Source organism: Dactylosporangium fulvum, assembly GCF_025137375.1.
Lineage (GTDB): Bacteria > Actinomycetota > Actinomycetes > Mycobacteriales > Micromonosporaceae > Dactylosporangium > Dactylosporangium fulvum.
The window spans coordinates 3,915,128-3,938,435 of the sequence record NZ_CP073720.1 but is presented as its reverse complement, the minus strand read 5'-3'; the positions used below and the strand labels follow the sequence as shown (position 1 = coordinate 3,938,435).

Genomic DNA, 23,308 nt, shown 5'->3' with positions numbered 1-23,308 from the left:
GTCATACCCCGCTGTTCTGGTCGCGAAGCACGAGTGAGGGCACGCTGTCGGCGCCGACCAGCCGCAGCACCTGCCGCACGCTGCCGGCGCACCGCACGACTGTGGGCCGGGCGGGCCGGGACGCGGCGAACCGCACGATGGTGGCGGCGCCGGCGGCGTCGACGAACGCCAGGTCGCTCGCGTCGAGCAGGACCACGCTGTCGGCGCCCGCGACGAGGGACAGGATCGCCGGCAGCGCGCCGGCGTTGGAGGCGTCGAGCTCGCCGCTGAGCCGCAGGTGGGCGCCCCACCCGCCGAGGGTGAAGCGCAGCAGCGGCCCGGGGTGCAGGACCCCGATCCTGGTCAGCAGGTCGGCGCCGAAGCGGCGCCGGTCGTAGGCGCACAGCGCGGCGGCCCGCCCGACGCCGACGGACCGGTTGACCTGCGCCTCGTAGGCGAGCAGGTCGGCGGCGGTGAACCCGGCGCGCTGGGCCCACACCATCTCCCCGGCGACGCACAGCGCGTCATATCCGGCGGCGAGCGCCTGCTCATACAGCGCGGTGAGCCCGGCCACCAAGTCGGCCACCCCGAACGGCGTGCCGTCGGCGCCGGGTCCGCCGAACCCGGCACCGAACCGCAGGGCGGTGAACTGGCCGATGGCGGCGTCGGGCACGGCGGCGGTCAGGGCCCGGGCCAGCTCGAACGAGTAGGTGTCGAGCAGCACGACGACCCGGTGGCCGGCGGCGACGCCGCGGCGGACGAAGCCGACCATGAGGTCGCGGCAGTCGTCGTCGGCCGCATACGTGGCGCTCAGATGGTCACCGATCCGCCATGAGTCCACCGCGACAGCCTACGACGGCGCTACGCCGGGCGGGGCTGCCGCACCCCGTCGACGAACACGTCGACACGCTCGTTGTAGAAGCAGGCGAGCCCGGCGATCTTCTGGCTCTCCGGCAGCGGCGTGCGGTAGATCCACACCAGGTCGTCGTGGACCTGACCGTCGAGCTCGACCGACCAGTAGCTCGCCGTCCCCTTGTACGGGCAGTGCGTCTGCGTCGCCGACGGCCGCAGGAGGTCCATCCGCAGGTCGGTGATCGGCAGGTAGTACCGCGTGGGCAGGCCGGTCTCGAACAGCATCCGCGGGTTGTGGGACTCGCCCAGGACGGTCCCGTCGAGCTCGACCCGCACGTGCCGGCTGCTGGCGAGGATGTCGACGCGCTTGTACGGGTCGCGCGGATGGGTGTAGACCGGCTCGTCCTCCTCGAGCCACTCGGTCATCGCGGCCCAGTCGAGACGGACCGCGTCACGCAGCTCCGACAGCGGCGAGTCGGTGAACCGTTTCGCGGCACCCTTCGCGACCCCGCCGGCGGTGACGACGTCGAAGATCTCCGCCGTGCCGCGGCTGGGCGAGTGCTCGGTCCCGCCGGTCCCGACGAGCTCGGCGCGCACGTCCGCGGCGGGGATGTAGTAGGCCGGATAGTAGGGCACCTCCCACACGAGCAACGGGCGGATCGTGTCGGCGACGAGGCTGCCGCCGAGGAAGGCACGGACACGTTTGGGACCGGTCTCGACACGGACACGGCCCCGATGGTGGGTATCGGTCACGGTTCCAACGCTACCGCCGGACCGGGTCGACCTGCCGGATGAGGAACCGGGTGCGCTGCTCGTTGCGCGACACCGAGAACCAGAACTTGACCACTGCCGGGGTTTGAACAGCGCGTTACTGGTATCCCCGGATCTCCTTGAACGCGCCCGCCAGCGCGCCGGTGCGGGCGTCGAACGACCGGCCGCCGGTGACCGTGGCGATCTGCTGCATCTCGGCGACGTTGCCCTCGCCGAACAGGATGGTGAACACCGGGATCCTCGGCAGCCGCGGCAGCCTGGCCTGGAACGCGGCCAGGTCGGCGCCGGTGGTGCGCTCGCCGTCGGTGAGCAGGACGATCGACGTGTGCCGGTCGGGCTCGGCGGTGATCAGCGGCGCCGCCTGCTCGTACGCGGCGAGCAGCGCGTCGTAGATCGCGGTGTCCCCGCCGGCGTTCAGGCCGCCCGCGTACGCGCGGATCTGGTCGAGGGTCGGCTGGAAGTCCCCTTCCGGCACGTCGAACCGGCGGGTCTGGCCGGGTTTCGTGCTGAACGGCAGCATGAGCACCTGCTCACGGCCGTTGAACCGGGTGAACTGCCCGGCGAGGCTGTTGTCGGCGCCGGTCAGCCCGACGAGCGCGGACCTGAGTCCCTGCAGCCGCTCGCCCTTCATCGACCCCGACAGGTCGAGCACGTAGATCGTGCGGGCGGGTTTGCGCAGGCTGTCGCCGAACGCCCCGATGAGCGCGTCGGCGGCCGCCAACCTGCCGGGGAACGGCAGCTCGGGCAGCGCGCCGCGCTTCGGCCCGAACTCAGGGGCCAGCGCGAGATCCGGTACCGCGGGACGCCGCCACGTCCGCTCCATGATCTGCCGTTGCACGCTCGGCCGGCGCAGGTAGTCGACGACGGCCGCGTAGTTGGTCTTCGCCTGCTCCGCGACCGACGGGCCGGCGAGCAGCGTCAGCGGGTAGTCGGCGGTGACCGCGCCGTCGGCGGGATACACGGCGGTGAGCGGCTCGGGCAGCTTGCCGGAGGCGTTGAGCGACAGGATCACCGACTCGTAGTTCACCAGCCCGTCGACCGGCTGACCCTGCTGGAACGACTGCAGGTAGGCGTCGGCGAGCCAGCCCGAGGAGCCGGACGTGAGCTGCTGCCCGGCGAAGAACGCCCGCAGCCGTGGCGTGAGCGGCGCGATCTGGTCGGCGTCGAGGGCCGCGCCGGTGCCGGCGAGGGCGGCGGCGACCCCGACGAGCGCGGAGAAGCCGGAGTTGGAGCTGGCCGGGTTGGTCATCCCGTACGAGAACCGGTGCTCGCCGGCGGCGACCGCGATCTCGCTCCAGGTGGGGCGGTGCTCGTTCCAGCCGAGCTTGTCGGCGACGGACCTGCGCAGGCCGAGGACGACCGGTGAGGCGGCGACCTTGGTCGCGGTGCCGATCCGGTTCCCGGCGCCGGGGTGCAACTGCAGGTACCGGTTGCTGGCGAACCAGATCGCGTCGTAGTGCTCGGCGGCGGTGCCGTTGACGACGGCCTCGACGCCTTCGAGGGTGCCGGTGCCGGACAGCTTGACCGTGACGCCGGTCGCCGCGGCGGCGGCGTCGAGGACCGGTTGCAGGTCGGCGAGCTCGCTGCCGGCGAGGACGCGCAGGACGCCGTCGCCCTTGAGGTACGGCCCCTCGCCGGCCTGCGGCGGCTTCTCGTCGCCGGTGCAGCCGGCCGCGGCGAGCGTCAGGACGAGCAGCGGCGCGGTCCAGTTCCAACGCCTCATGCGAGCTTCTCCTCGACCTTCGTCAGCAGGGTGTTGAGGGCGGTCCAGCTCGGTGACGGGACCGCGCCGGTGATGAGCTCCGGCAGTTCGGCGTCGCCGGGGCGGACGCTGTCGAGCACCGGCCGGGACACCGCCGGGTCGACGGCGCGGAAGCCGTGCTCGGCGGCGAGCCGCTGCAGGTCCGCGTCGGTGGCGAGCAGCCGCGCGATCTCGACGCCGGCGTCGGTGAGCGGCACGACGGTGTGGGCGCAGACGAGCGTCGGCTGCGGGTAGATCAGGGTCTGCCCGCCGTCGAGCCGGCTGTGGCGCGCGTGGTCGACGAACTGGGCCTCGTAGATGAGCACCATCGGCGCGAAGTCCCTGCCCCGCGTCAGGTACTTCTCGAACGGTTCGTCGCTGGTGGAGTCGACGGCGCCCTGGTCGGCGAAGAGCTTCGCGACCGCGCCGGCGTCGCCGCCGGTGACGCTGTCGAGGACGACGGCGAACATCGCGGCGGAGTTGGAGTCCTGCGGCCGGGTGGTGGCGACGAGCACGGCCCGCCCGACCGGATGGGTGGTGTTGGCCGGGATCTGGTTCCACTTGAGCCCGGCCCGGTTGCGCTCGACGAGCGCCTTGAGGTCGAGCCGCCACACGCCGGTCGCGTCGCGCCCGGCGAGGCCGGCGCTCTGCAGCAGGTCGACGATCGGAGTGAACGTGGCGATCGCGAGCGGCGAGCTGAACGCGGTGACCGGTGCACCGGCCGCCTTGCGGTGCCGCAGCAGCTCCTCCGCGGCGGGGTGGCTGCTGGGGAACGCGAAGTCGTAGCCGTCGAGCCGGTTCACCATGTCGCGGGAACCGGCCGGGTCGACCCGGTAGGTGTACCCGTGCCGCTCGAAGACCTTCCGCACCGCGGGGTCGGCGAAGAACGCCCGTTTCTCGGAGCCGATGATGCCGCGGACCGCGGTGGTGGCATCGGCCCGCCCGATGAGGTGCCCGATGAGCGCACCGGCGACCACCAGCACCACCACGAGGACGACGAGCGAACGGGTCCGTATCACGTCCTCGATTGTTCCCGGTCCACGCAACCCTCTGTCGTCAATGCGCTGTTCAGCGGCCGTTCATGTGGTCCACTGTGGACGATGATTCGGCGGCTGCCCACCGACCGGCCTCCGCGCGGACACGAAAATCGCCCTACCTCACCGGCGCCCCGGGGCTGACACCACAGTCGAACTCTTCCGTCACGCTCGGGTCACCCTGGGTGCAACGACTCCGGCCACCAGTCCTAGAAAGCGGTGGCTGATCGGTCCGGGGTGCCCGCCGGACGGCGGAGAGCAACCGGAATCCGCCCCGCTCGATGGCATACTTGCCCGCGGTCAAACACCCCCTTCCGACCGCAGGCGGTTCAGCCATGGGCAAGCATCAAGCCGGACGCCGAGCTCTCGGCACGCTGTTTCGCGGACTGGTGCTCCTGCTCGCGATCGGCCTCGTCGCCGGCGCCGGGTGGTACGTGCTGCGCGGCGACGAGGCCGCCGGCGACGGCCGCACCTGCCCGACCACCCTGCGGGTCGTCGCCGCGTCGTCGATCGCCAACGTCGTCTCCGCCGCCGGCCGCACCCTGCGCGCCGGAACCGACTGCGTCCTCGTCGACACCACCAACGCCGACGGCCGCCCCGCCGCCGCACAGCTCAGCCAGGTCTCCGCCGACCTCTGGATCCCCGACGACGCCGCCTGGGACACCCTCGCACCGCCGCAGTTCCTCGCCGCGAAGGGCACCCTCAACGCGTACGACACCCTCGCGACCAGCCCGATCTACATGGTCACCGACCCCGCCACCGCGGAAAAGATCAAGGTCGCCGGGGGCGGCTGGCTCGCCCTCGCCAACCTCCTCAACGCCCACACCTCCGGCGTGAAGCTCGCCGTGCGCAACCCCGCCATGTCCGGCGACGGCATGGTCGCCGCCGGCGCCGTCGGCGAGGCGGTCTGGCTCGAGAAGGGCATGGACGCCTCCTCCCTCGCCCTGGCCAACATGCTGCCGGTCACCCGCACCGTCAACCACGACCTCGCCGCCACCCCCGGCGCCCCCGGCGAGGTCGGCCTCATCCCCGAATACGCGCTCCTCGCCACGCTCCGCCTGGCCCAGACCGACCGCCGCTACGTCATCGGCACCGACCACACCGCCCTGCTGCGCTACACCTGGCTGCCGTCGGCCGCCGCCGCGAAGAACCCGAAACGCGCCGCCGCGCTCAAGCGCCTCTACGCCGCGTTCACCTCCCAGGAAGGCAAGCGCGCCCTGGCCGCCGCCGGGCTGCGCGGCCCCGACAACATCCGGCCCACCTTCGACGGCGCCAACGTCCTGCCCGAGCCCACCGCCAAACCGTTCGAGGTCCTCGCCCCGCACCACGTCCAGCACATCTTCGCCACCTGGGACCCCGAGGACCGGCGCAGCAACCTGCTGATCATCGTCGACATCGCCAGCACCAACGGCAGCACCTCCGCACCGGGCAACGGCTCCGCGTCACCCGGCACCACCCGCCAGCAACCGATCGACGTGCTCAAACAGGGCTGCCGCCAGCTCGCCGACCTCATGCCCGTCGGATCCCGCCTCGGCCTGTGGGAAGTCAGCACCGGCCAGCCCGGCTACCGCAAGCTGCTGCCCACCGACCGGCTCGACGACACCACCCGCACCACGTTCACCAGGTCCGTCGGCAACCTGACCGTGCACCGCGCCGGCCCCGGCCTCCTCGACGCCATCGTCGCCGGCTACCAGTCCATCCGCGACGACTGGCGCGACGACATGTTCAACCAGGTCTTCATCCTCACCGACGACCAGAACAAGGACAGCGCCAACACCCAGGCCGTCGACGAGATGGTCAAAAAGCTCACCGAGCTCAAGAACCCCGACAAGCCGGTGACGATCAGCGTCGTCGTCCTCAGCAAGAAGGACGCCGCCGACCGGCTCAAGAACTCCCTCAAGCCGATGGACGCCTACGTCGACAACGCCGTCAACGCCGACGACGTGCAGGCCGCGTTCATCCACGTCGTCGCCGGCGGCCTGCACGAGTAGGCGCTAAGCGGGCGTGGCCGGCGAGTCCAGCCAGCTGTTGATCAGGCCGGTGAAGTCCCGGCCCGTCTGCTGGTTCACGAACGCGATGAACGCCGCCCGGTCCTGCGCCGTCCCCGCGTGACCGCCCGCCCACGCCCGGCCCAACGCGAAGAACCGCTCATCACCCAGCGCCTTGTGCAGCTGCCGCAGCATCAGCGCCGGACACAGGTACACGTTGCCCTCCGCGAAACTGTCCGCCCGCGGGCTGCCCGGCGGCCCCAGCCGCCTGCGCAGCTCCGTATCCTGCTGCCGCGCCGCCTGCTCCCACCGCTCGATGGCCGGCCCGCCGTGCGAGGCGTTGTGCAGCTGCTCGACGTACGTCGCCCAGCCCTCGTTGAGCCACAGGTCCTTCCACGTGGCCGGGCCGACCGCGTTGCCGAACCACTGGTGCGCGTACTCGTGGACCAGCACCGGGCCCAGGTTGTCCAGCTGCGGCCGCGGCCCCAGCACGTCACCGCCGATCGTCAGCATCTGCTGCGTCTCCATCGCCGACTCCGACGGCACGATCACCGCACCGGTACTCGGGAACGGATGCGGCCCGAACCGCTCCTCCAGCCAGCCCAGATACTCCGGCGACTTCTTCAGCTCCGGGATGAACGCGTCGTCCTTCCCGGTGCGCGTCCACAACGTGATCGGCAACCCGCGCGGCCCGGTGACCTCCGACTTCGTGTACCTGCCCACCGCCAGCGTCGTCAGGTAGCTCGCCACCGGCTGCGCCGTCGTGTAGCTGAACGTGTCACCGGACCGCCCCTTCGGCGTGCCGCTCGCGACCCCCGCCCAGCCGGCCGGCACCGTCACCGCGATGTCGTACAACGCCTTGTCCGACGGCTGGTCGTTCGCCGGGTACCAGGTCGACGCCCCATACGGCTCCTGCATCGTCCACAGCTCGCCGTCCTTCGTCACCGTCAGCCCGAGCGGCTCACTGTCCCCGCGGTGCGACGGCATCGGCACCGTCGCCGGCGTCCCCTGATACTCGACCGCGAGCGTCGCCACCGCCCCCGCCGCCAGCGGCCGGTCGACGGTCAGGTCGCCCTCGACGATCCGCCCGGCGACGTCGGCGCCGTCGATGCTCGTCTTCCCGATGCGGTACGCGCTGGAGAAGTCGAGCCGCACCTGCTGCACCGCCCGCACCGCCCGCAGCTTGATCGTCGCCGTGCCGGTGAGGGTCTTCGTGTCCGGCGCCCAGGCCAGCGTCAAGCCGTAGTGCTGGACGTCGATCGCCGGGTTGCCGTAGCCCGGGTAGATCGGATCGGCGACCGGGGTCGACGTGCCGTCGGTGTTGCCGCCGGCGGCGGAGACGCTCGGCAGCGGCCGCGGCACCCCCAGGCGGCGGGCCTCGGTCGTGACCGAGGTGCCGCAGCCGGCGAGCAGCACGGCCGCTGCGGTGACGGCGCTCAGAAGGGGAGATCGTCGCAGCGGGGCTCGTCGCACCGGCCCAAGGCTAACCGCAGCTGAGCGCGTCCCGGAGCGCGGTGAGGTTGGCCCGCATGACGGTGAAGTACGTGTCACTCCCCTCGACACCTTCCAGCGGGTCGAGCACCGCCGCCTTGGCCCCGATCTCCTTCGCCACCGTCTCCGACAGCTTCGGGCTGACCAGCGCCTCGAAGAAGATCGTCGTCACGCCCTTCTCCTTCGCCAGCCGCGCCACCTCGGTCACCTGCTGCGGGCTGGGCTCCGCCTCCGGGTCGAGGCCGCTGATCGGGATCTGGTTGAGCTTGTAGCGGTCGGCGAGATACCTGAACGCGGCGTGGCTGGTGACGATGTCCCGCCGGGCGCAGGTCGCCAGCCCCGTGCTGAACTCCTTGTCGAGCTCCTGCAGCTCACCCTGCAACTGCGTGGCGCGGCCCTTGATCTCCTCCGCGCCCGCGGTGTCGACCTCGGCCATGCGGTCGGCGAGCTGCCCGACGACCACCGACAGCCGCACCGGGTCGAGCCAGACGTGCGGGTCCTTGCCGGCCGGCTCGTCCCCGTCGCCCGGCCCGTCCTTGAGCGCCTCGACCGCGGCGACGTCGAACGACCGGTCCTTCGCCTGCCCCCGCACCGCCTCGTCGACGGCCGGCTGGAACCCGGCGAGGTACACCACCAGGTCGGCGTTCTCGATCTGGGCGAGCTGGTTGGGCTGGAGCTCGAGGTCGTGCGGCTCGGCGCCGGCCTTGGTGAGGTTGGTGACGGTGACCCGGTCGCCGCCGAGGCGCTCGCTGACGAACTGGAGCGGATAGAAGGCCGCGACGACCCTCACCTTCCCGTCTCCACCGCCTCCGGCGTCGTTCCCGCACCCGGCGACGACAAGAGATAGGAGGACGGAGGCGGCGAGAAGACAGCGACGCAACATGGCGGTAAGTCTCACCGCTGATGACAATCATTGTCAAAAACGCATGGCACGCACGGCCTGCCGTGGCGAGACCCGCGACACGGATGTTCAACAAGCGAGGCGGCGGCCGGGGCGCGGTTCCCGTGACACATGACGCGCACCTCGTCCCGTAGGGCATCCTAGGAGGCTAGGTTGAATGTCTCCGACAGACGCCGGCCGGCAAACACCGGCGCCGGGTGGGGTCAGGCGCGGAACTGGCGGGCGGTGAGACCGAACCAGCGGTCCGTCAGCCCCTCGTCGCGCATGCCGAGCCGGCGGGCGACGGCCTGCGAGGCGTGGTTGTCGGGGTCGGTGAGGGCGAGGACGCCGGGCGGCATCCGGTCGAGCAGCAGCCGCGCGGCGCGGGTCGCATACCCGCGCCCCTGGTGGTCCGGGTGGAGGTGCCAGCCGACCTCGACCTCGTCGGTCGGCCCGTTCGCGTCGTGCAGCGGCAGCAGCAGCACAGTGCCCACGGGCCGGTCGAGGCCGGTCGCGATGTCGGCGTCGGCGTCGGGGACGATCGCCCACAGGCCGAACGGGTCGGGCAGGCCGCGTTCGCGCTCGTGCCAGCGGGCCATCCGCGCGCGGGCCTCCTCGCGGTCCCGCAACGCACGGCGGGGTTGGGGGCCGAGCCAGCGCATCACCTCCCAGCGGGAGTAGATGTCGAAGAACACCTCGAGGTCGTCCTCGTGCCAGTGCCGCAACCGCATCCGCACAGTGTGCCGCAGCCCCGGCGAAGGCCACGACCGGCGGAAGCGACCAGCCGGCGAGTGTGATGTTCCGGAGGACGCATCGTCATCAGGCGGTAACACACGGGACACCGGGGAACCGTGTTCTTCGATACCATCGGTCACCGTGGCGCAGCGCGGCGCCGAACCCCGGCCGATGAAAGCCAGCAACCGACACCGGCAACCGACACCAGCGACCTACACCGACGACCTACACCAAGGGGTGGCGCTCATGACGGTCACAGAGACGGCACCGCAGCGCGGGACTCCCCAGGTCCGCGGGCTGCCGTTCCTGGGCAGCGCGCTCGACATGGGCAAGGATCCCGGCCGGTTCCTCGCCCGGGCCTACCGCGAGCACGGGCCGGTCTTCCGCATGCGACTGCTCGGCAACACCTATCCGGTGATCGCCGGTGCCGAGGCGGCCGAGTTCATGAACTCCAGGGACGGGCGTGAGTGCCTGCGGTCGAAGGAGTTCTGGCAGGGCTTCCTGGAGGAGTACGGCGCCACCCGCACGCTGGTCGGCGAGGACGGGGAGAGCCACAAGGAGCTGCGTGAGCTGATGCGCCGCGGCTACTCCCGCGACGCGATCAAGGGCCGCTGCGGCGAGCTGATCGAGATCACCGACCGGGTCATCGACCGCGACTGGCCGCAGGGCACGGCGGTCCCGGTCGTGCAGGCGATGCAGTACATGGCGACCGAGCAGCTGGGAACACTGCTGACCGGCAGCGCGCCGGGAGAATACGTCGACGACATCCGGATGATGACGTTGTACGTGCTGAACGTCCTCGTCACCCGCCAGCGGCCGAAGGTGCTGCTGCGCAACCCGCGGTACCGGCGGGCCAAGGCCCGCCTGTTCGAGCTCGGCGACCGGATGGCGGCCGAGCTACGCGCGACGGCGGGCACCAAGGCACCGGAGGAGCGCATCCTGGTCGACGACCTGATGGACGCGCACCTGCACCGGCCCGGCGTCCTGCCGGCGGAGGACCTGACGATGACCCTGACCGGGCCCTACGTCGCCGGCCTCGACACGGTCGCCAACACCACGGCCGCGTTCGTCTACGCCATGCTCAAGCACCCCGACGTGCTCGCGAAGGTGCGGGAGGAGGCCGACGCCCTGTTCGCCAGGGGCGAGGTCACCGACGACGACGTGAAGCGCATCCCCACGGTCCGGTATGCACTGATGGAGACCATGCGGCTGTACCCGGTCGCGGTGGCCGCGATCCGCACCGCGACCAGGGACTTCGAGTTCGCCGGCCACCCGATCCGGGAGGGCGAGACGGTCTACGTCGGCACGACGGTGCCGCATTTCCTCGAGGAGTACTTCGCCGAGCCGGAGACGTTCGACATCACGCGCTACGAGAAGCCGCGGGCCGAGCATCTCAAGCCGGGTGCGTACTCGCCGTACGGCCGCGGCCCCCACACCTGCCTCGGCAAGAGCTTCGCCGACGTCCAGATGGCGCTGTCCATGGCGCGGCTGTTCCACCGGCTCGACCTGGAGCTGACCTCCCCCGGCTACAAGCTGGCGACGAAGACGGCCCCGACCCCGGGTCCGGCGACGTCGTTCAAGGTCCGGGTGACGGCCCGCCGGCCCTGAACCTGGAGACGGCCTGTACCTGCGCCCGGCGGTCGGTCCGGCGGCGGTGACCGGTGAGGAGTGGGCGGATGGCGACCCGGGACGAGGCGGAGAGCGAGGGCCGGCTGCTGTATGCCAGCGCCGCCGGGCGGTGGGTCCTCACCGCGACGATCCTCGGGTCGGGGATCGCCGCGATCGACGCGACCGTGGTCGGGATCGCGCTGCCGGCGATCGGGCGGTCGTTCGACGCCGGGCTGGAGACCCTGCAGTGGGTCGTCACGGCGTACACGCTGACGCTCGCCGGGCTGCTGCTGCTCGCCGGGGCGCTCGGCGACCGCTACGGGCGGCGGCGGGTCTTCACCGTCGGCATCGTGTGGTTCGCGCTCGCGTCGGTGCTGTGCGGGATCGCGCCGGACGCCGGGACGCTCATCGCGGCGCGGGCGCTGCAGGGGGTCGGGGCGGCCCTGCTCACCCCGGGCAGCCTCGCGATACTCCAGGCGTCCTTCCGGCCCGACGACCGCAGCAGGGCGATCGGCGCCTGGTCCGGGCTCGGCGGGGTCGCGACGGCGATCGGGCCGTTCGTCGGCGGCTGGCTCGTCGGGCTCGGTGCGGCCTCGTGGCGGCTCATCTTCGCCGTCAACGTGCCGATCGCGATCGCCGTCGTGCTGATCACCTGGCGGCACGTGCCGGAGTCGCGGGACCGGGAGGCGACCGGCCGGGTCGACCTCGTCGGCGGGGCACTGGTGACGGCCGGGCTGATCGGCGTCACGTACGGCCTCATCGAGGGCCAGGCGCAGGGCTGGTCCAGCCTGCCGGTGACGGGGGCCCTGACCGGCGGCGTGCTGCTGCTCGCCGCGTTCGTCTGGTGGCAGACCCGGGCGCGGCACCCGATGCTGCCGCTGAGCCTCTTCGGCTCGGTGCAGTTCACCGCCACCAACGTGGTCACGTTCATCGTCTACGGCGCCCTCGGCGGTGCGCTGTTCCTGCTGCCGATCCAGCTGCAGAACGTCGCCGGCTACACGCCGCTCGCGGCCGGGGTCGCGCTACTGCCGATCACGGTGATCATGCTGCTGCTGTCGGCCCGCTCGGGCGAGCTCGCGACGCGGATCGGGCCGCGGCTGCAGATGAGCGCCGGGCCGATCGTCGCCGGGGCCGGCATGGCGCTCTTCGCGCGGATCGACGCCGCCGGCGGCTACGTCACCCAGGTCCTGCCGGCGGTGGCCGTCCTCGGGCTGGGCCTGGCGATCACGGTCGCGCCGCTGACCGCGACCGTCCTCGCGGCGGTGCCGGCCAACCACGCCGGGATGGCCTCGGCCGTCAACAACGACGTCGCGCGGGCCGCCGGTCTCATCGCGGTGGCGGTACTGCCGGCGATCGCCGGGATCACCGGCACCGCGTACCACCACCCGGACCGCCTCTCGACCGGCTTCCACCACGCCGTGCTGATCTCCGCGCTGCTCTGCGTCGCGGCCGGCCTGGTCGCCGCGGTCACGATCCGCAACCCGGAGAAGCCGGCACCCGCGGCGCCGGAGGCGGCGCCGCGGCGGCACTGCGCCGTCGACGGACCTCCGCTGGGCGGAGGAGAGGACCTGACCGCATCTCGGTCTTGACTCGGGGGCCTCGACGGGAACCGCAGCCGGCGGGCCGGCGTCACATCCGCATGGTACCCACCGCGCGCTTGGTGCTGGTCCTCGTGCTGGCTCCCGTGCTGACCCTCGTCTCCCTCGCGGCCTGCGGCGGGCCGGGGCGGCAGCCGGCGGGGCCGGCGGTCCCGAGCGGCCCGCCGGTGATCCACCCGGCCTGGACGTCGTGCGCCGAGGCGGTGCTGGGCCCGCCCTCCTCCCCCGGCGCCGCCCCGTCTCCGTCACGGCCCGCGGGACACCCCGACCTGGCGGCCCCGTGGATGCCGGGCACCGCGGCGCTCGGGCTGCCCCGGCTGCCGCCGGACTGGGACCCGGCCGCGGTCGTCGTCTGCGACGCGCCGACGGCCGGCCCGGGCCTGGAGGAGCGGCGTGGCACCGGGATCGCCGAGCTGGTGCGGGCGTTGCGTCTGCCCGACGAACCACTTGACGGCGGGGTGTGCCCCGCCGTGGCGGTGGTCGTCCCCTGGTTCGCGTTGCTCGCCGCGGACGGGAGCTGGCTGCGGCCGGGTGTGCCCGCCGACGGCTGTGGCATGCCCCGCGCCGAGGTGCGCGAGGCGCTGGAGCGCCTCGCCCTCGACGTGGTGCGGCGCTCACCCGGCTGAGCGCCCGGGTGGGTCAGGCGGCGGCGATCTGGTCCGGCGGGAACGTGTAGCCCCAGTACGTCTGCTCGTCGAGGCGGTCACGGCGCACGTCGCCGAAGCGGCGGCGCAGGATCAGGCCGACCGCGTCGGGCAGGCGCAGCTCCTCGCCGTTGAGCCGGCAGACGTCGATGACGACCATGGCGAGCTGGTCGCCGCCGTGGTGGCGCATCGCGGTGATGAGGCGCTCGAAGATCTGCGGCTGGCGGCCCTCGCGGTGGACGGCGACGAACCCCACGTACCAGATCTGGCGGGCGCTGTAGCGGTCGGGGAAACGGGCGCGGAAGTAGTCGGGTGAGATGAGCGGGATCGCGTCGAGGTGGTTCGTGAACGTGGAGAGGCCGTGCAACTCGCCCTGCGGGCTCCAGGCGAGGAACTTCCGCACCCGCCGGTCCGTCATCATCGCGTCGAACTCGTCGCGGTGCATGACGTGCCGCTGTACGGCGGTGGTGCGCAGCCCGGAGAACGCTTCGCTGTACTGCGTCCAGGCCGTGTCCAGGAGTTGTCCATCGATCAGATCAACAACTTCGATGCGCATGCATCAATGGTGACACCGGCACGCCAGGCACTTCTACCGGACAGAGATCGATGTCACCGTCCGGTAGAAGTGCCGCCGGCGACTCAGGCCGGCTGCAACTCGGGCTCCCGCTCCGCCACGGCCTCGTCACGTGCGCCGGCCTTCCGCAGCGTGAGCAGCGCGATCGGTGCTCCGGCGGCGACGATGACCGCCGCCACGACGAGCGAGAACTGGTAGCCGTCGAGGAACCGGTGCAGCACCGACCCGGTTGCGGCGTTCTGCCGGTTCGTGAGGATGGCGCCCAGGATGGTGATCCCGAGCAACCCGAACACCTCACGCGAGACGTTCAGTATGCCCGACGCGATCCCCGCCCGGGCCGCCGGCAGCGCACCGAGGATCACGTTGTTGAGCGGCACGAGCAGGCCGCCGCCGACACCGAAGAGCAGGAACCACGGCAGCAGGTCGAGGTAGCCGCCGCCCTCGCCGACGGTCGCGAGCGCGCCGACCGCGGCGGCCATGAGCGCGAGCGCCACGGCGACGGTGCGGCCGGCCCCGAAGCGGGACTCCAGTCGCGGCGCGACGGTCGCCATGACGGCCATGACGAGCGCCATCGGGACGAACGCGGCACCGGCCCCGGTGGGCGAGAAGCCGAGCACGTTCTGCAGGAAGATCGCGGTGAAGAAGTAGATGCCGAAGACGCCGAACGCCCACAGGCCCATCGCGGCGAGACCGCCGGTGAAGACCCGCATCCGGAAGAACGCGAGGTCGACCATCGGGCTCGCGGAGCGCGACTCGACGGCCACGAACGTGACGGCGCCGATCGCGGCGAGCGAGAACGCGGCGAGGATGGCCGGCGACGTCCAGCCGCGGGACTCGCCCTCGATGAGCGCGAAGGTCAGTGCGAACAGTGCCAGGGACGAGGTGACGAGGCCGGGCAGGTCGAGGCTGCGGTTCGGGCTGCGCCGCCCGGCGGGCAGGGTCATCCCGGCCAGGATCGCGGTGGCCACGCCGATCGGCAGGTTGATGAGGAAGATCCAGCCCCAGGAGATGTTCTCGCTGAGGTATCCGCCGGTGAGCGGGCCGATCGCGAGCGCGAGCGCGCCGACGCCGCCCCAGATGCCGATCGCGGTGCCGCGCTCGCGCGGGTCGGGGAACAACTCGGTGAGCAGGGCGAGGGAGGCCGGGGTGAGCAGCGCCGCCCCGATGCCCTGTGCGGCGCGCGCGGCGATGAGCATCTCCTGGCTGCCGGCGAGGCCGGCGACGACCGACGCGGCGGTGAAGACGGCCAGGCCGGCGAAGAACGTGCCCCGCATGCCCATGACGTCGCCGAGCCGTCCACCGACGAGCAGCAGGCCGCCGAAGACCAGGATGTAGGCGCTCGCGATCCACTCCAGGCCGGAGATGCCGAGGCCGAGGTCGCGCTGGATGGACGGCAGCGCGACGTTGACAACGTTGTTGTCGAGATAGGTCATGAACGTGCCCAGCGCCACGGCGACGAGGGCTAGCCAGCGATTTCGCACGAGAAGGGTCCCCCTATACGGTGTACTTGTACGGCGTACATGTACGTTGTATAGGACTACCTGTACGGTGTATGGTTGTCAAGTGCCGAGTGAGAGAGCAGAGCCCTCTGGAAGAGCAGTGCCCTCCGGAAAATCCGCGGAACGACTGAGCCGGGCCACCGTCGCGGAACGGGCCCTGCGGCTCGGCGACGAAGAAGGGCTCGAGGCGGTCACCATCCGCCGGCTCGCCCAGGAGCTCGGCGTCACGCCGATGGCGCTCTACTGGCACTTCAAGAACAAGGACGAGCTGCTGTTCGGCATCACCGACCACGTGCTGGCCGGGGTCCGCGCCGACCGCGACGCGGACGACCCGTGGCCGGTGCAGCTGCGCGCCATGGTCACCGCACTGCTCGACGCGATGCGGAAGCACCCGTGTCTGCCCGAGCTGCTGCACCTGGTGGACAAGAACTCGGTGGAGAGCTTCACCCGCGCCACCAACGACACGCTGGCGCTGCTGCACGCCGCCGGGTTCACCCTCGAGGAGGCCTACTGGGTCGCCACCTACCTGCTGCACGGCACGATCGGCCTGGTCTCCGGCCAGCCCGGCTGCCCGCCCGCGGTGCCGCAGGAGCAGGCCGCCGAGTGGCTGCGCCAGCGCCGGCTGCACCTGTCGACCCTGCCCAACGACAGGTTCCCGATGCTCGTGGAGCTCGCGTCGGCCTACACCCGTCAGCCGGACGTCGACCGCTACTACCAGTTCGGCGTCGACCTGCTCATGGGCGCGGTCGCGGAAATGGCGTCGCGGCAACGAGTAGCATCTGGAAGACCCAACGAACCCTAGTCAAAGGTGCGCGGAAGCATGCTCGACATCGAGTTGATTCGCAAGGACCGGGCCTCGGTGGAGGCCGCCCTGTCCAAGAGGCTCGACCCGTCCGAGGTGTCCCGTGCGCTGAGTTCGATCGCCGACCTCGACCGGCAGCGCCGCGAGCTCATCGGCGAGATCGACGCGGAGCGGCAGCGGCGCAAGGAGGAGGCCCGCGCGTTCGCCGCGGCCAAGCAGGCCGGCCAGGCGGTCGAGCCGGCGGCACGTGACGCGAAGGCGGCTCTCCAGGAGCTCGAGGACCGGCTCGCCGGCGTGCAGGAGCAGCTGCAGACGGCGATGAGCGAGCTGCCCAACCTGCCCGCCGACGACGTGGTGGCCGGCGGCAAGGAGGCCAACCAGGTCGTCAAGGTCTTCGGCGAGGCACCGAAGATCGACGATGTGCGCGACCACGTGCAGCTCGCCACCGAGCTGGGCCTCGTCGACTTCGAGCGCGGCGTGAAGCTCGGCGGCTCCGGCTTCTGGATCTACACCGGCTGGGGCGCACGCCTGGAGTGGGCACTCGTCAACTGGTTCATCGACCGGCACTTCGCCGCCGGCTACCAGTTCATGCTGCCCCCGCACCTGCTGCTCGACTCGGCCGGTTACGCGGCCGGGCAGTTCCCGAAGTTCTACGACGACGTGTTCCACCTCGCCGTCGGCGAGGGCGAGCGCGGCCAGTTCCTGCTGCCGACGTCGGAGACGGCGATCCTCGGCGCCTACCAGAACGAGATCTTCGAGACCGGGGACCTGCCGCACAAGGCGTACGCGTACACCCCCTGCTACCGCAGCGAGAAGGCCGGCTCGCACTCCGACGAGCGCGGCACGGTCCGCGGTCACCAGTTCAACAAGGTTGAGATCTTCCAGTTCACCACCGCGGAGGACGGCGAGAAGACCCTCGAGGAGATGGTCGACTACGCCGAGGGCCTCGTCGACGCGCTCGGCCTGCACTTCCGCCGCTCGCTGCTGGCCGCCGGCGACGCCAGCGCCTCGATGCGCAAGACGATCGACATCGAGGTGTGGATGCCGAGCACCCAGAAGTACAAGGAGGTGTCGTCGGTGTCGTGGGCCGGCGACTACCAGGCCCGCCGCGCCGGCATCCGCTACCGGGTGCCCGGCTCGAAGAACAACCGCTTCGTCCACACACTCAACGGCTCGGCCCTGGCCACCAGCCGGATCTTCCCGGCGATCCTGGAGCAGTACCAGCAGGCGGACGGCTCGGTCCTGGTGCCCGAGGTGCTGCGCGACCGCGTCGGCACCGACCGGATCACGAAGCAGCCCAAGCGAAAGTAAAAACGACATCCGAACAGGCCGGCCGGGGCTGGAGCCCCGACCGGCCGTCGTACACCTGCCCTCTGGTACGCTTGATCGCGCGAAGGGGAGTAGTCCTCAACAGCGTGGTCGACATACTGGAGCCCTGGCTCCCGGCCATGCGGCCGTGATCGTTCCTCATGATCACGGCGGACGAGACTTTCGGCTCAGCTGACAGCAGACATGTGCTGACGGCCGGGTCGAGGTCGTCCCCCGACACTCCCTCCCGGTCGTCACCGGGAAGGGCAACACCTTGAGCGGTTTCCTCGCGGCGCTGGTCATCAGCTTCGCCGTCATCTTCGTCGCCGAGCTGGGCGACAAGTCGCAGCTGATGGCGTTGACGTTCGCCACCCGCTTCCGTCCGATGCCGGTCCTCATCGGCATCACCATCGCCACCGCCGTGGTCCACCTGGTGTCCGTCGGCGTCGGCTACGGCCTCGGCGCCGCCCTGCCGACCGGCTGGATCTCACTGATCGCGGCGCTCGCGTTCTTCGCGTTCGGCGCCTGGACCCTGCGCGGCGACCGCCTCACCGACGACGAGAAGCAGAAGGCCGAACGCAGCACGGGCTCGGCGATCCTCGCCGTCGGCGGCGCGTTCTTCCTCGCCGAGCTCGGTGACAAGACGATGCTCGCTACCATCACCCTCGCCACCCAGCACGGATGGTTCGGTACCTGGATCGGCTCGACGGTCGGCATGGTCGCCGCCGACGCGCTGGCCATCCTGGTCGGCCGCATGCTCGGCAAGCACCTGCCGGAGCGGACCATCAAGTACGGCGCGGCGCTGCTGTTCGTCCTGTTCGGCGTGTGGCTGCTGGTGGAGGCGCTGCGGGAGCTCCTGTAGCAGCCCGCGATGTCGCTACCTTGAGCAGCGGCCGCAGGTGCCGAAGATCTCCAGCGTGTGACTGACGTCGGTGAAGCCGTGCTCTTCACCGACGCGGTCCGCCCAGCGCTCCACCGCCGGGCCGAGGACCTCGACCGTGCGGCCGCAGCTGCGGCAGACGAGATGGTGGTGGTGGCGGCCGCTGCAGCGACGGTAACGAGTGTCACTGCCCGGGACCTGCATGATGTCGATCTCATTGGTCTCGGCGAGCAGCTGGAGCGTGCGATAGACGGTCGTGAGGCCGACGTTGGCGCCGCGCTCGCGGAGCATGACGTGCAACTCCTGCGCGCTGTGAAAACCGTCGACGTCGCTGAGCAGCGTCATCACGGCGTCGCGCTGCTTCGTATTGCGCCGGACCGGGTGCGGTTCGACGTCGTGCGCCTCGTCGTTCACTCGAAAAAGCTTAGCGTAGCCTCACAAAATCCGGTCTTCCGCCGTCGCGTGGCACAGCCGGTACAACTTCCGAAAAATCCTGTGCGTCCCGCTGTGCCGTGTTGCTATCGTCTCCACCTCCGCGGCCATCCGGAACTCGGCGGCGGCCCGAAACTTGGGCCGCGTAGTGTGTGGAGGGTTCGGCTGCAGCAGCGTCGACCAGCGACGTTGCATGTGACGCCAGGTTCGGTGGCGTCGATCGATCAGTGCCTCAGTGTGGGGGGAACTCGTGGCGAATCAGCCGGTGGCGGCTGCCAGCAAACTTGATGCAACGGTATTGAAGATCGCGGGTGTGGTCGTGCTCGGCGCGATCATGTCGATTCTCGACGTGACCGTGGTCAGTGTCGCATTGCCGAAGTTCCAGAACGAGTTCGACGCGTCATACGCGCGGGTCGCCTGGACGATGACCGGCTACACCCTCGCCCTGGCAACGGTGATCCCGCTCAGCGGCTGGGCCGCGGAACGGTTCGGCACCAAACGGCTGTACATGATGGCGCTCGTGCTCTTCACGGCCGGCTCCGGGCTGTGCGCCACGGCCGACTCGATCAGCCAGCTCATCGGGTACCGCGTGCTGCAGGGCCTCGGCGGCGGCATGCTCATGCCGCTCGGCATGACGATCATGACTCGTGCCGCCGGACCGGAGCGCATCGGCCGTCTCATGGCCGTCCTGGGCATCCCGATGCTGCTCGGCCCCATCGGCGGCCCGATCCTCGGCGGCTGGCTCATCGACGTGGCGAGCTGGCACTGGATCTTCCTGATCAACCTGCCGATCGGCGCGGTCGCCCTCGTGTACGCGTGGCTCGCGCTGCCGAAGGACAACCCCGCGCCGTCCGAGTCGTTCGACTTCATCGGCATGCTGATGCTCTCGCCGGGTCTCGCCTTGTTCCTTTACGGCGTGTCGTCGCTGCCCGAGGCCGCGACGATCACCGCGACGAAGGTCTGGCTGCCGATGGTGGTCGGCGCGGCCCTGGTCATCGGGTTCGTCCTCTACTCGTTCAAGCCCCAGCACCCACTGCTCGACCTGCGGCTGTTCCGCAACCGCAACCTGACCATCGCGACGATCTCGCTGTTCGTGTTCATCATCGCGTTCATGGGCGCCGGCCTGCTGTTCCCGAGCTACTTCCTGCAGGTGCGCGGCGAGTCGACCCTGCACGCCGGCCTGCTCATGGCCCCGCAGGGCATCGGCGCGATGCTGACCATGCCGATCGCGGGCATGCTCGCCGACAAGATCCCGGTCGGGCGCACGGTGCCGTTCGCGATGGCGCTCATCGCGGCCGGGTTCTTCACGTTCACGCAGGTCGGGGCCGACACGTCGTACTGGCTGCTGTGCGGGTCGCTGTTCGTGATGGGCCTCGGCATGGGCGGCACGATGATGCCGATGATGACCTCGGCGCTGCGGACCCTGACCAACCACGAGGTCGCCCGCGGCTCCACTCTGACGAACATCGTCCAGCAGATCGGCGGCTCGGTCGGCGGCGCGGTGATGTCGGTCATCCTCACCAGCCGGCTCAACGAGTCGGCGCCGGTCCCGGGCGCGCCGGCCGGCCCCGACGGCAAGCCGGTCACCGAGGCGGCCCTCGCGATCGCCTCGCAGACGCACCCGGAGATGCTGCCGCCCGGCATCCCGCCGGAGCTCATCCGCAAGGGCCTGGACTTCGTGGCCGACTCGTTCGCCACGACCTTCTGGGTGGGCTTCGCGCTGGTCCTGGCGACGTTCATCCCGATCGCGTTCCTGCCCAAGAAGAGGGAGGTCTCGCATCTCCTGGACGACCAGCCCGAGGGCGAGCGCCCGGCGGCCCCGGCCATCATCCACTAGCCGGACTTCATGAAACAGCTGCCCGGGGCGGTTCGCCCCGGGCAGCTGTCTGTGTGCGGCCCTGCCCGGCTTCCGGCGCCCGGCTTCTGGCTCCCGGCGCCCGGCTCGACGGCAAGGCACCCCCGTGCTGCCTCGCCTGTCCGGACCGTGATCGTTTGGCCGTGATCATTTGGCCGTGATCATTTTGGTTGTGATCGTTTAAACCGGATGACAGTCTGCTCGGACCTTTGGAAGGGTTGTTGACTATCCGCGCCAGGCTGTTGACTCTCGATGCCAGGCTTTTCGCACGTGCAAGGGCAGAGGTGAACCGCTGCGGTGCTCACGACACACACCATGGACCTGTCGACGCTGCCCGCCGCGGAACGATTCGACTACTGGCAGGAACTCGTCTCCCAGAACACGGCCCCGCAGCAGGTCTCCAGCGCCCACGCCGACGACTTCGCCGGCTGGGCGCAGCTGATCCCGCTGGGGCGGCTGCAGCTCACGTCGTTCCGGTACCCGTCGCTGGGCACCCGGCGCACCAGCCGGCTCATCCGCCGGGGCGACCCGGAAACGTACCAGCTGGCGCTGCCGGTCACCGGTGAGAGCGCCATCACGCAGCAGCGCCACGAGACGGTACTGCGCCCCGCCGCGGACTTCACGCTGATCGACTCGTCCCGGCCGCACGAGGCGAAACACGCCCCCGACCGGCCCGGGCTCCTCGCCCACTCGGTCACCGTGATCATCCCGCGCGACCTGCTGCCGTTGCCGCCGAACAAGGTCGCGCGCCTCACCGCCGCCCGCCTCGCGTCCGACAAGGGCATGGGCGCGCTGCTGGCCAACGACCTGCTGCACATCACCCGGCACCCGGAGCAGTTCCGGGACGTCGACGCGGGATTCCTCGCCCGCCGGATCGTCGACCTGGTCGCGGTGACGATCGGCCAGTACCTGGGCGAGACCGGCACCCTGCCGGGCGAGGTCAAGCGGCGCGCGCTGCGGGACAAGATCGACGCCTTCATCGACGTGCATCTCGACGACGCCGAGCTCACCCCGCAGGCGATCGCCGACGCGCACAGCATCGCCGTCCGTGAACTGCACCGGCTCTTCGAGGGCGGCCGGTCGGTGAGCGAGGAGATCAAGGTCCGCCGCCTCGAGCGCTGCCGCCGGGACCTGCTCGACCCGACCCTGCACGACGTCCCGATCTACGCCGTCGCCCGGCGGCACGGCATCGTGCACAACACGTACTTCAGCCGAGCGTTCAAAGCGGCCTTCGGGATGTCCCCGCGGGAGTTCCGCAACGCCGCCTTCGACGCGTAGCCGAGGTTGCTGTACGTGTTGGGACGGTGACGACCTCCGGGTTGGTGTCATACCCGGGGCGTAGGTTGCCGGGCGTGGATGACGACGTATTGGCGGTGATCGACGCGGCCCTCGGCAAGGGCCCCGCGTCCGGCCCGTGGGCCTGGTCCGACGAGGACCTGCTGGCCCGCGACGCCGCCGTCCACGCGCTCATCCAGCGGGCAACCGCCGCCCAGCTCGCGATCGTGCGCGAGCTCGACGGCCGGGCACTGCCGAAACGCCACGGCCAGACCTCCGCCCAGTGGCTGCGCACCCGCCACCGGATCTCCACCGGCTCCGCGCACAGACTGCTCAACCTCGCCGCCGCCCTCGACCGGCCGGAGCTCGCCGCCACCACCGAAGCCCTCGCCGACGGCACCATCAACACCGAGCAGGCCGCCGCGATCGCCGAGGCCGTCGCCGACCTGCCCGCCGCTCACCGCCGCGACGGCGAGCGGCTGCTCCTCGACGAGGCCGCCCAGTCCGACCGGCACGGCCTGCGCGTCCGCGCCGGCAGCCTGCTCGAGGAAGTCGATCCGGAGGAGCACCAGCGGCGCGAGCGTGACCACCTCGAGAAGGCCGCAGAGGCCGCCCACCGCGCCCGGGCGGTCCACATCCGCGACGTGCCCGGCACCCAGCAGACCCGGATCACCGCCGTCCTGTCCCGCCCGGACGCCGCCCTGATCCGCGAGGCGATCGACGCGCTGTGCTCACCCCGCCGGGACCGCTGCTCCACGGACGACGGCCACCCGCTCCCCCTGCCCACCGCCCGGCAGTTGCGCGCCGACGCGCTGGTCGACCTGATCCGGATCGCGCTGGCCTGCGGCGAGCTGCCCGACCACGGCGGCGACCGCCCCCAGGTCACGGTCACCATCCCGCTGCAGACGCTGCGCGACGACGGCACCGGCCTCCCGGCGGCCCGCCTGGACGACGGCACAGAGCTGAGCCCCGGCGAGGCCCGGCGGATCGCCTGCGACGCGCAGATCGTTCCCGCCGTCCTCGGCGGGCCGTCCCAGGTCCTCGACCTCGGCCAGAGCCGGCGCCTGTTCACCGGCGCCGTCCGCCGCGCCCTCATCCTGCGCGACCACGGGTGCGCGTTCCCCGGCTGCGACCGGCCACCGAAGTGGTGCGACGGCCACCACATCCGGCACTGGGCCCACGGCGGAGCGACAACCGTCGACAACGGCGTGATGCTCTGCCACGCCCACCACAAGCTGATCCACTTCGGCGAGTGGGTGGTGCGGCTCAACCCGGTCGACGGGCTGCCGGAATTCACCGCACCGGCCTACCTCGACCCGGCCCGCACGGTACGCCGCAACACGTTCCACCGGCGGACGTAGG

Annotated in this window: 21 protein-coding genes; 10 read left to right on the top strand and 11 right to left on the bottom strand. The window is 71.2% G+C overall.

What is annotated here, in order from left to right:
• Position 1 precedes the first annotated feature (1 nt).
• Genes Dfulv_RS18650 through Dfulv_RS18630 form a run of 5 tightly spaced genes read right to left on the bottom strand, consistent with a single transcriptional unit; the run spans position 2 to position 4,362 of the window.
• Positions 2–820 carry an MEDS domain-containing protein gene (locus Dfulv_RS18650; protein ID WP_259865227.1) on the bottom strand — a complete coding sequence of 273 codons (819 nt, stop codon included), beginning with the start codon at positions 818–820 and terminating at the stop codon, positions 2–4.
• Between the two features lie 20 nt (positions 821–840).
• Positions 841–1,584, bottom strand: coding sequence for a DUF427 domain-containing protein (locus tag Dfulv_RS18645; RefSeq protein WP_259865226.1), 744 nt, complete (start codon positions 1,582–1,584; stop codon positions 841–843).
• Between the two features lie 10 nt (positions 1,585–1,594).
• Positions 1,595–1,657 carry a hypothetical protein gene (locus Dfulv_RS18640; RefSeq protein WP_259867749.1) on the bottom strand — a complete coding sequence of 21 codons (63 nt, stop codon included), beginning with the start codon at positions 1,655–1,657 and terminating at the stop codon, positions 1,595–1,597.
• Between the two features lie 42 nt (positions 1,658–1,699).
• Entirely contained in the window at positions 1,700–3,325 is a 1,626-nt protein-coding gene (locus Dfulv_RS18635) for a vWA domain-containing protein (protein ID WP_259865225.1), read from the bottom strand.
• Complete coding sequence (locus tag Dfulv_RS18630) at positions 3,322–4,362, bottom strand: hypothetical protein (RefSeq protein ID WP_259865224.1); 1,041 nt, start codon at positions 4,360–4,362, stop codon at positions 3,322–3,324. The genes Dfulv_RS18635 and Dfulv_RS18630 overlap by 4 nt, the downstream gene beginning before the upstream one ends.
• 350 nt (positions 4,363–4,712) lie before the next feature.
• Here Dfulv_RS18630 and Dfulv_RS18625 point away from each other — a divergent pair, with 350 nt between their 5' ends.
• Positions 4,713–6,368, top strand: coding sequence for a substrate-binding domain-containing protein (locus Dfulv_RS18625; RefSeq protein ID WP_259865223.1), 1,656 nt, complete (start codon positions 4,713–4,715; stop codon positions 6,366–6,368).
• A gap of 3 nt (positions 6,369–6,371) precedes the next feature.
• On the opposite strand, the gene Dfulv_RS18620 is transcribed toward Dfulv_RS18625, so the two are convergent.
• The 3 genes from Dfulv_RS18620 to Dfulv_RS18610 form a co-directional block, all read right to left on the bottom strand.
• Positions 6,372–7,838: a M1 family metallopeptidase gene (locus Dfulv_RS18620; protein WP_259865221.1), complete on the bottom strand. Its 1,467-nt coding sequence runs from the start codon at positions 7,836–7,838 to the stop codon at positions 6,372–6,374.
• Between the two features lie 10 nt (positions 7,839–7,848).
• Positions 7,849–8,739, bottom strand: coding sequence for a metal ABC transporter substrate-binding protein (locus Dfulv_RS18615; protein WP_259865218.1), 891 nt, complete (start codon positions 8,737–8,739; stop codon positions 7,849–7,851).
• Between the two features lie 221 nt (positions 8,740–8,960).
• Entirely contained in the window at positions 8,961–9,467 is a 507-nt protein-coding gene (locus tag Dfulv_RS18610) for a GNAT family N-acetyltransferase (protein WP_259865217.1), read from the bottom strand.
• A 250-nt stretch (positions 9,468–9,717) separates the two neighbouring features.
• On the opposite strand from Dfulv_RS18610, the gene Dfulv_RS18605 reads away from it, so the two are divergent.
• The 3 genes from Dfulv_RS18605 to Dfulv_RS18595 all read left to right on the top strand — a co-directional run bounded on the left by Dfulv_RS18605 (position 9,718) and on the right by Dfulv_RS18595 (position 13,303).
• Positions 9,718–11,079, top strand: a complete 1,362-nt coding sequence (locus tag Dfulv_RS18605; RefSeq protein WP_259865216.1) for a cytochrome P450 — start codon at positions 9,718–9,720, stop codon at positions 11,077–11,079.
• Between the two features lie 68 nt (positions 11,080–11,147).
• A complete protein-coding gene (locus Dfulv_RS18600) occupies positions 11,148–12,668 on the top strand; it encodes a DHA2 family efflux MFS transporter permease subunit (RefSeq protein ID WP_259865215.1) in 1,521 nt (506 codons plus the stop codon).
• Between the two features lie 68 nt (positions 12,669–12,736).
• The gene (locus tag Dfulv_RS18595) at positions 12,737–13,303 is read left to right on the top strand and encodes a hypothetical protein (protein ID WP_259865214.1); all 567 of its coding nucleotides are present in this window, start codon (positions 12,737–12,739) and stop codon (positions 13,301–13,303) included.
• Positions 13,304–13,316: 13 nt separating this feature from the next.
• Here the strand turns inward: Dfulv_RS18595 and Dfulv_RS18590 are convergent, their stop codons facing one another.
• Positions 13,317–13,877: a hypothetical protein gene (locus Dfulv_RS18590; protein WP_259865213.1), complete on the bottom strand. Its 561-nt coding sequence runs from the start codon at positions 13,875–13,877 to the stop codon at positions 13,317–13,319.
• Between the two features lie 83 nt (positions 13,878–13,960).
• Positions 13,961–15,376, bottom strand: a complete 1,416-nt coding sequence (locus Dfulv_RS18585; RefSeq protein WP_259865212.1) for a DHA2 family efflux MFS transporter permease subunit — start codon at positions 15,374–15,376, stop codon at positions 13,961–13,963.
• 118 nt (positions 15,377–15,494) lie between these two features.
• Between Dfulv_RS18585 and Dfulv_RS18580 the strand changes: the two genes are divergently transcribed.
• From Dfulv_RS18580 to Dfulv_RS18570, 3 genes are all read left to right on the top strand, one after another.
• Positions 15,495–16,196, top strand: a complete 702-nt coding sequence (locus Dfulv_RS18580; RefSeq protein ID WP_259865211.1) for a TetR/AcrR family transcriptional regulator — start codon at positions 15,495–15,497, stop codon at positions 16,194–16,196.
• 18 nt (positions 16,197–16,214) lie between these two features.
• Positions 16,215–17,507: a serine--tRNA ligase gene (gene serS / locus Dfulv_RS18575; RefSeq protein ID WP_259865210.1), complete on the top strand. Its 1,293-nt coding sequence runs from the start codon at positions 16,215–16,217 to the stop codon at positions 17,505–17,507.
• Positions 17,508–17,778: 271 nt separating this feature from the next.
• Positions 17,779–18,366, top strand: coding sequence for a TMEM165/GDT1 family protein (locus tag Dfulv_RS18570; RefSeq protein WP_259865207.1), 588 nt, complete (start codon positions 17,779–17,781; stop codon positions 18,364–18,366).
• A gap of 15 nt (positions 18,367–18,381) precedes the next feature.
• Here Dfulv_RS18570 and Dfulv_RS18565 read toward each other — a convergent pair whose 3' ends face one another.
• Positions 18,382–18,729: a Fur family transcriptional regulator gene (locus Dfulv_RS18565; protein WP_259867747.1), complete on the bottom strand. Its 348-nt coding sequence runs from the start codon at positions 18,727–18,729 to the stop codon at positions 18,382–18,384.
• A gap of 337 nt (positions 18,730–19,066) precedes the next feature.
• Between Dfulv_RS18565 and Dfulv_RS18560 the strand changes: the two genes are divergently transcribed.
• The 3 genes from Dfulv_RS18560 (at position 19,067) to Dfulv_RS18550 (ending at position 23,307) form a co-directional block, all read left to right on the top strand.
• Entirely contained in the window at positions 19,067–20,653 is a 1,587-nt protein-coding gene (locus Dfulv_RS18560) for a DHA2 family efflux MFS transporter permease subunit (protein ID WP_259865205.1), read from the top strand.
• Positions 20,654–20,968: 315 nt separating this feature from the next.
• Positions 20,969–21,949: an AraC-like ligand-binding domain-containing protein gene (locus tag Dfulv_RS18555; protein WP_259865204.1), complete on the top strand. Its 981-nt coding sequence runs from the start codon at positions 20,969–20,971 to the stop codon at positions 21,947–21,949.
• Between the two features lie 74 nt (positions 21,950–22,023).
• Positions 22,024–23,307 carry an HNH endonuclease signature motif containing protein gene (locus Dfulv_RS18550; RefSeq protein WP_259865201.1) on the top strand — a complete coding sequence of 428 codons (1,284 nt, stop codon included), beginning with the start codon at positions 22,024–22,026 and terminating at the stop codon, positions 23,305–23,307.
• Position 23,308: the final 1 nt, after the last annotated feature.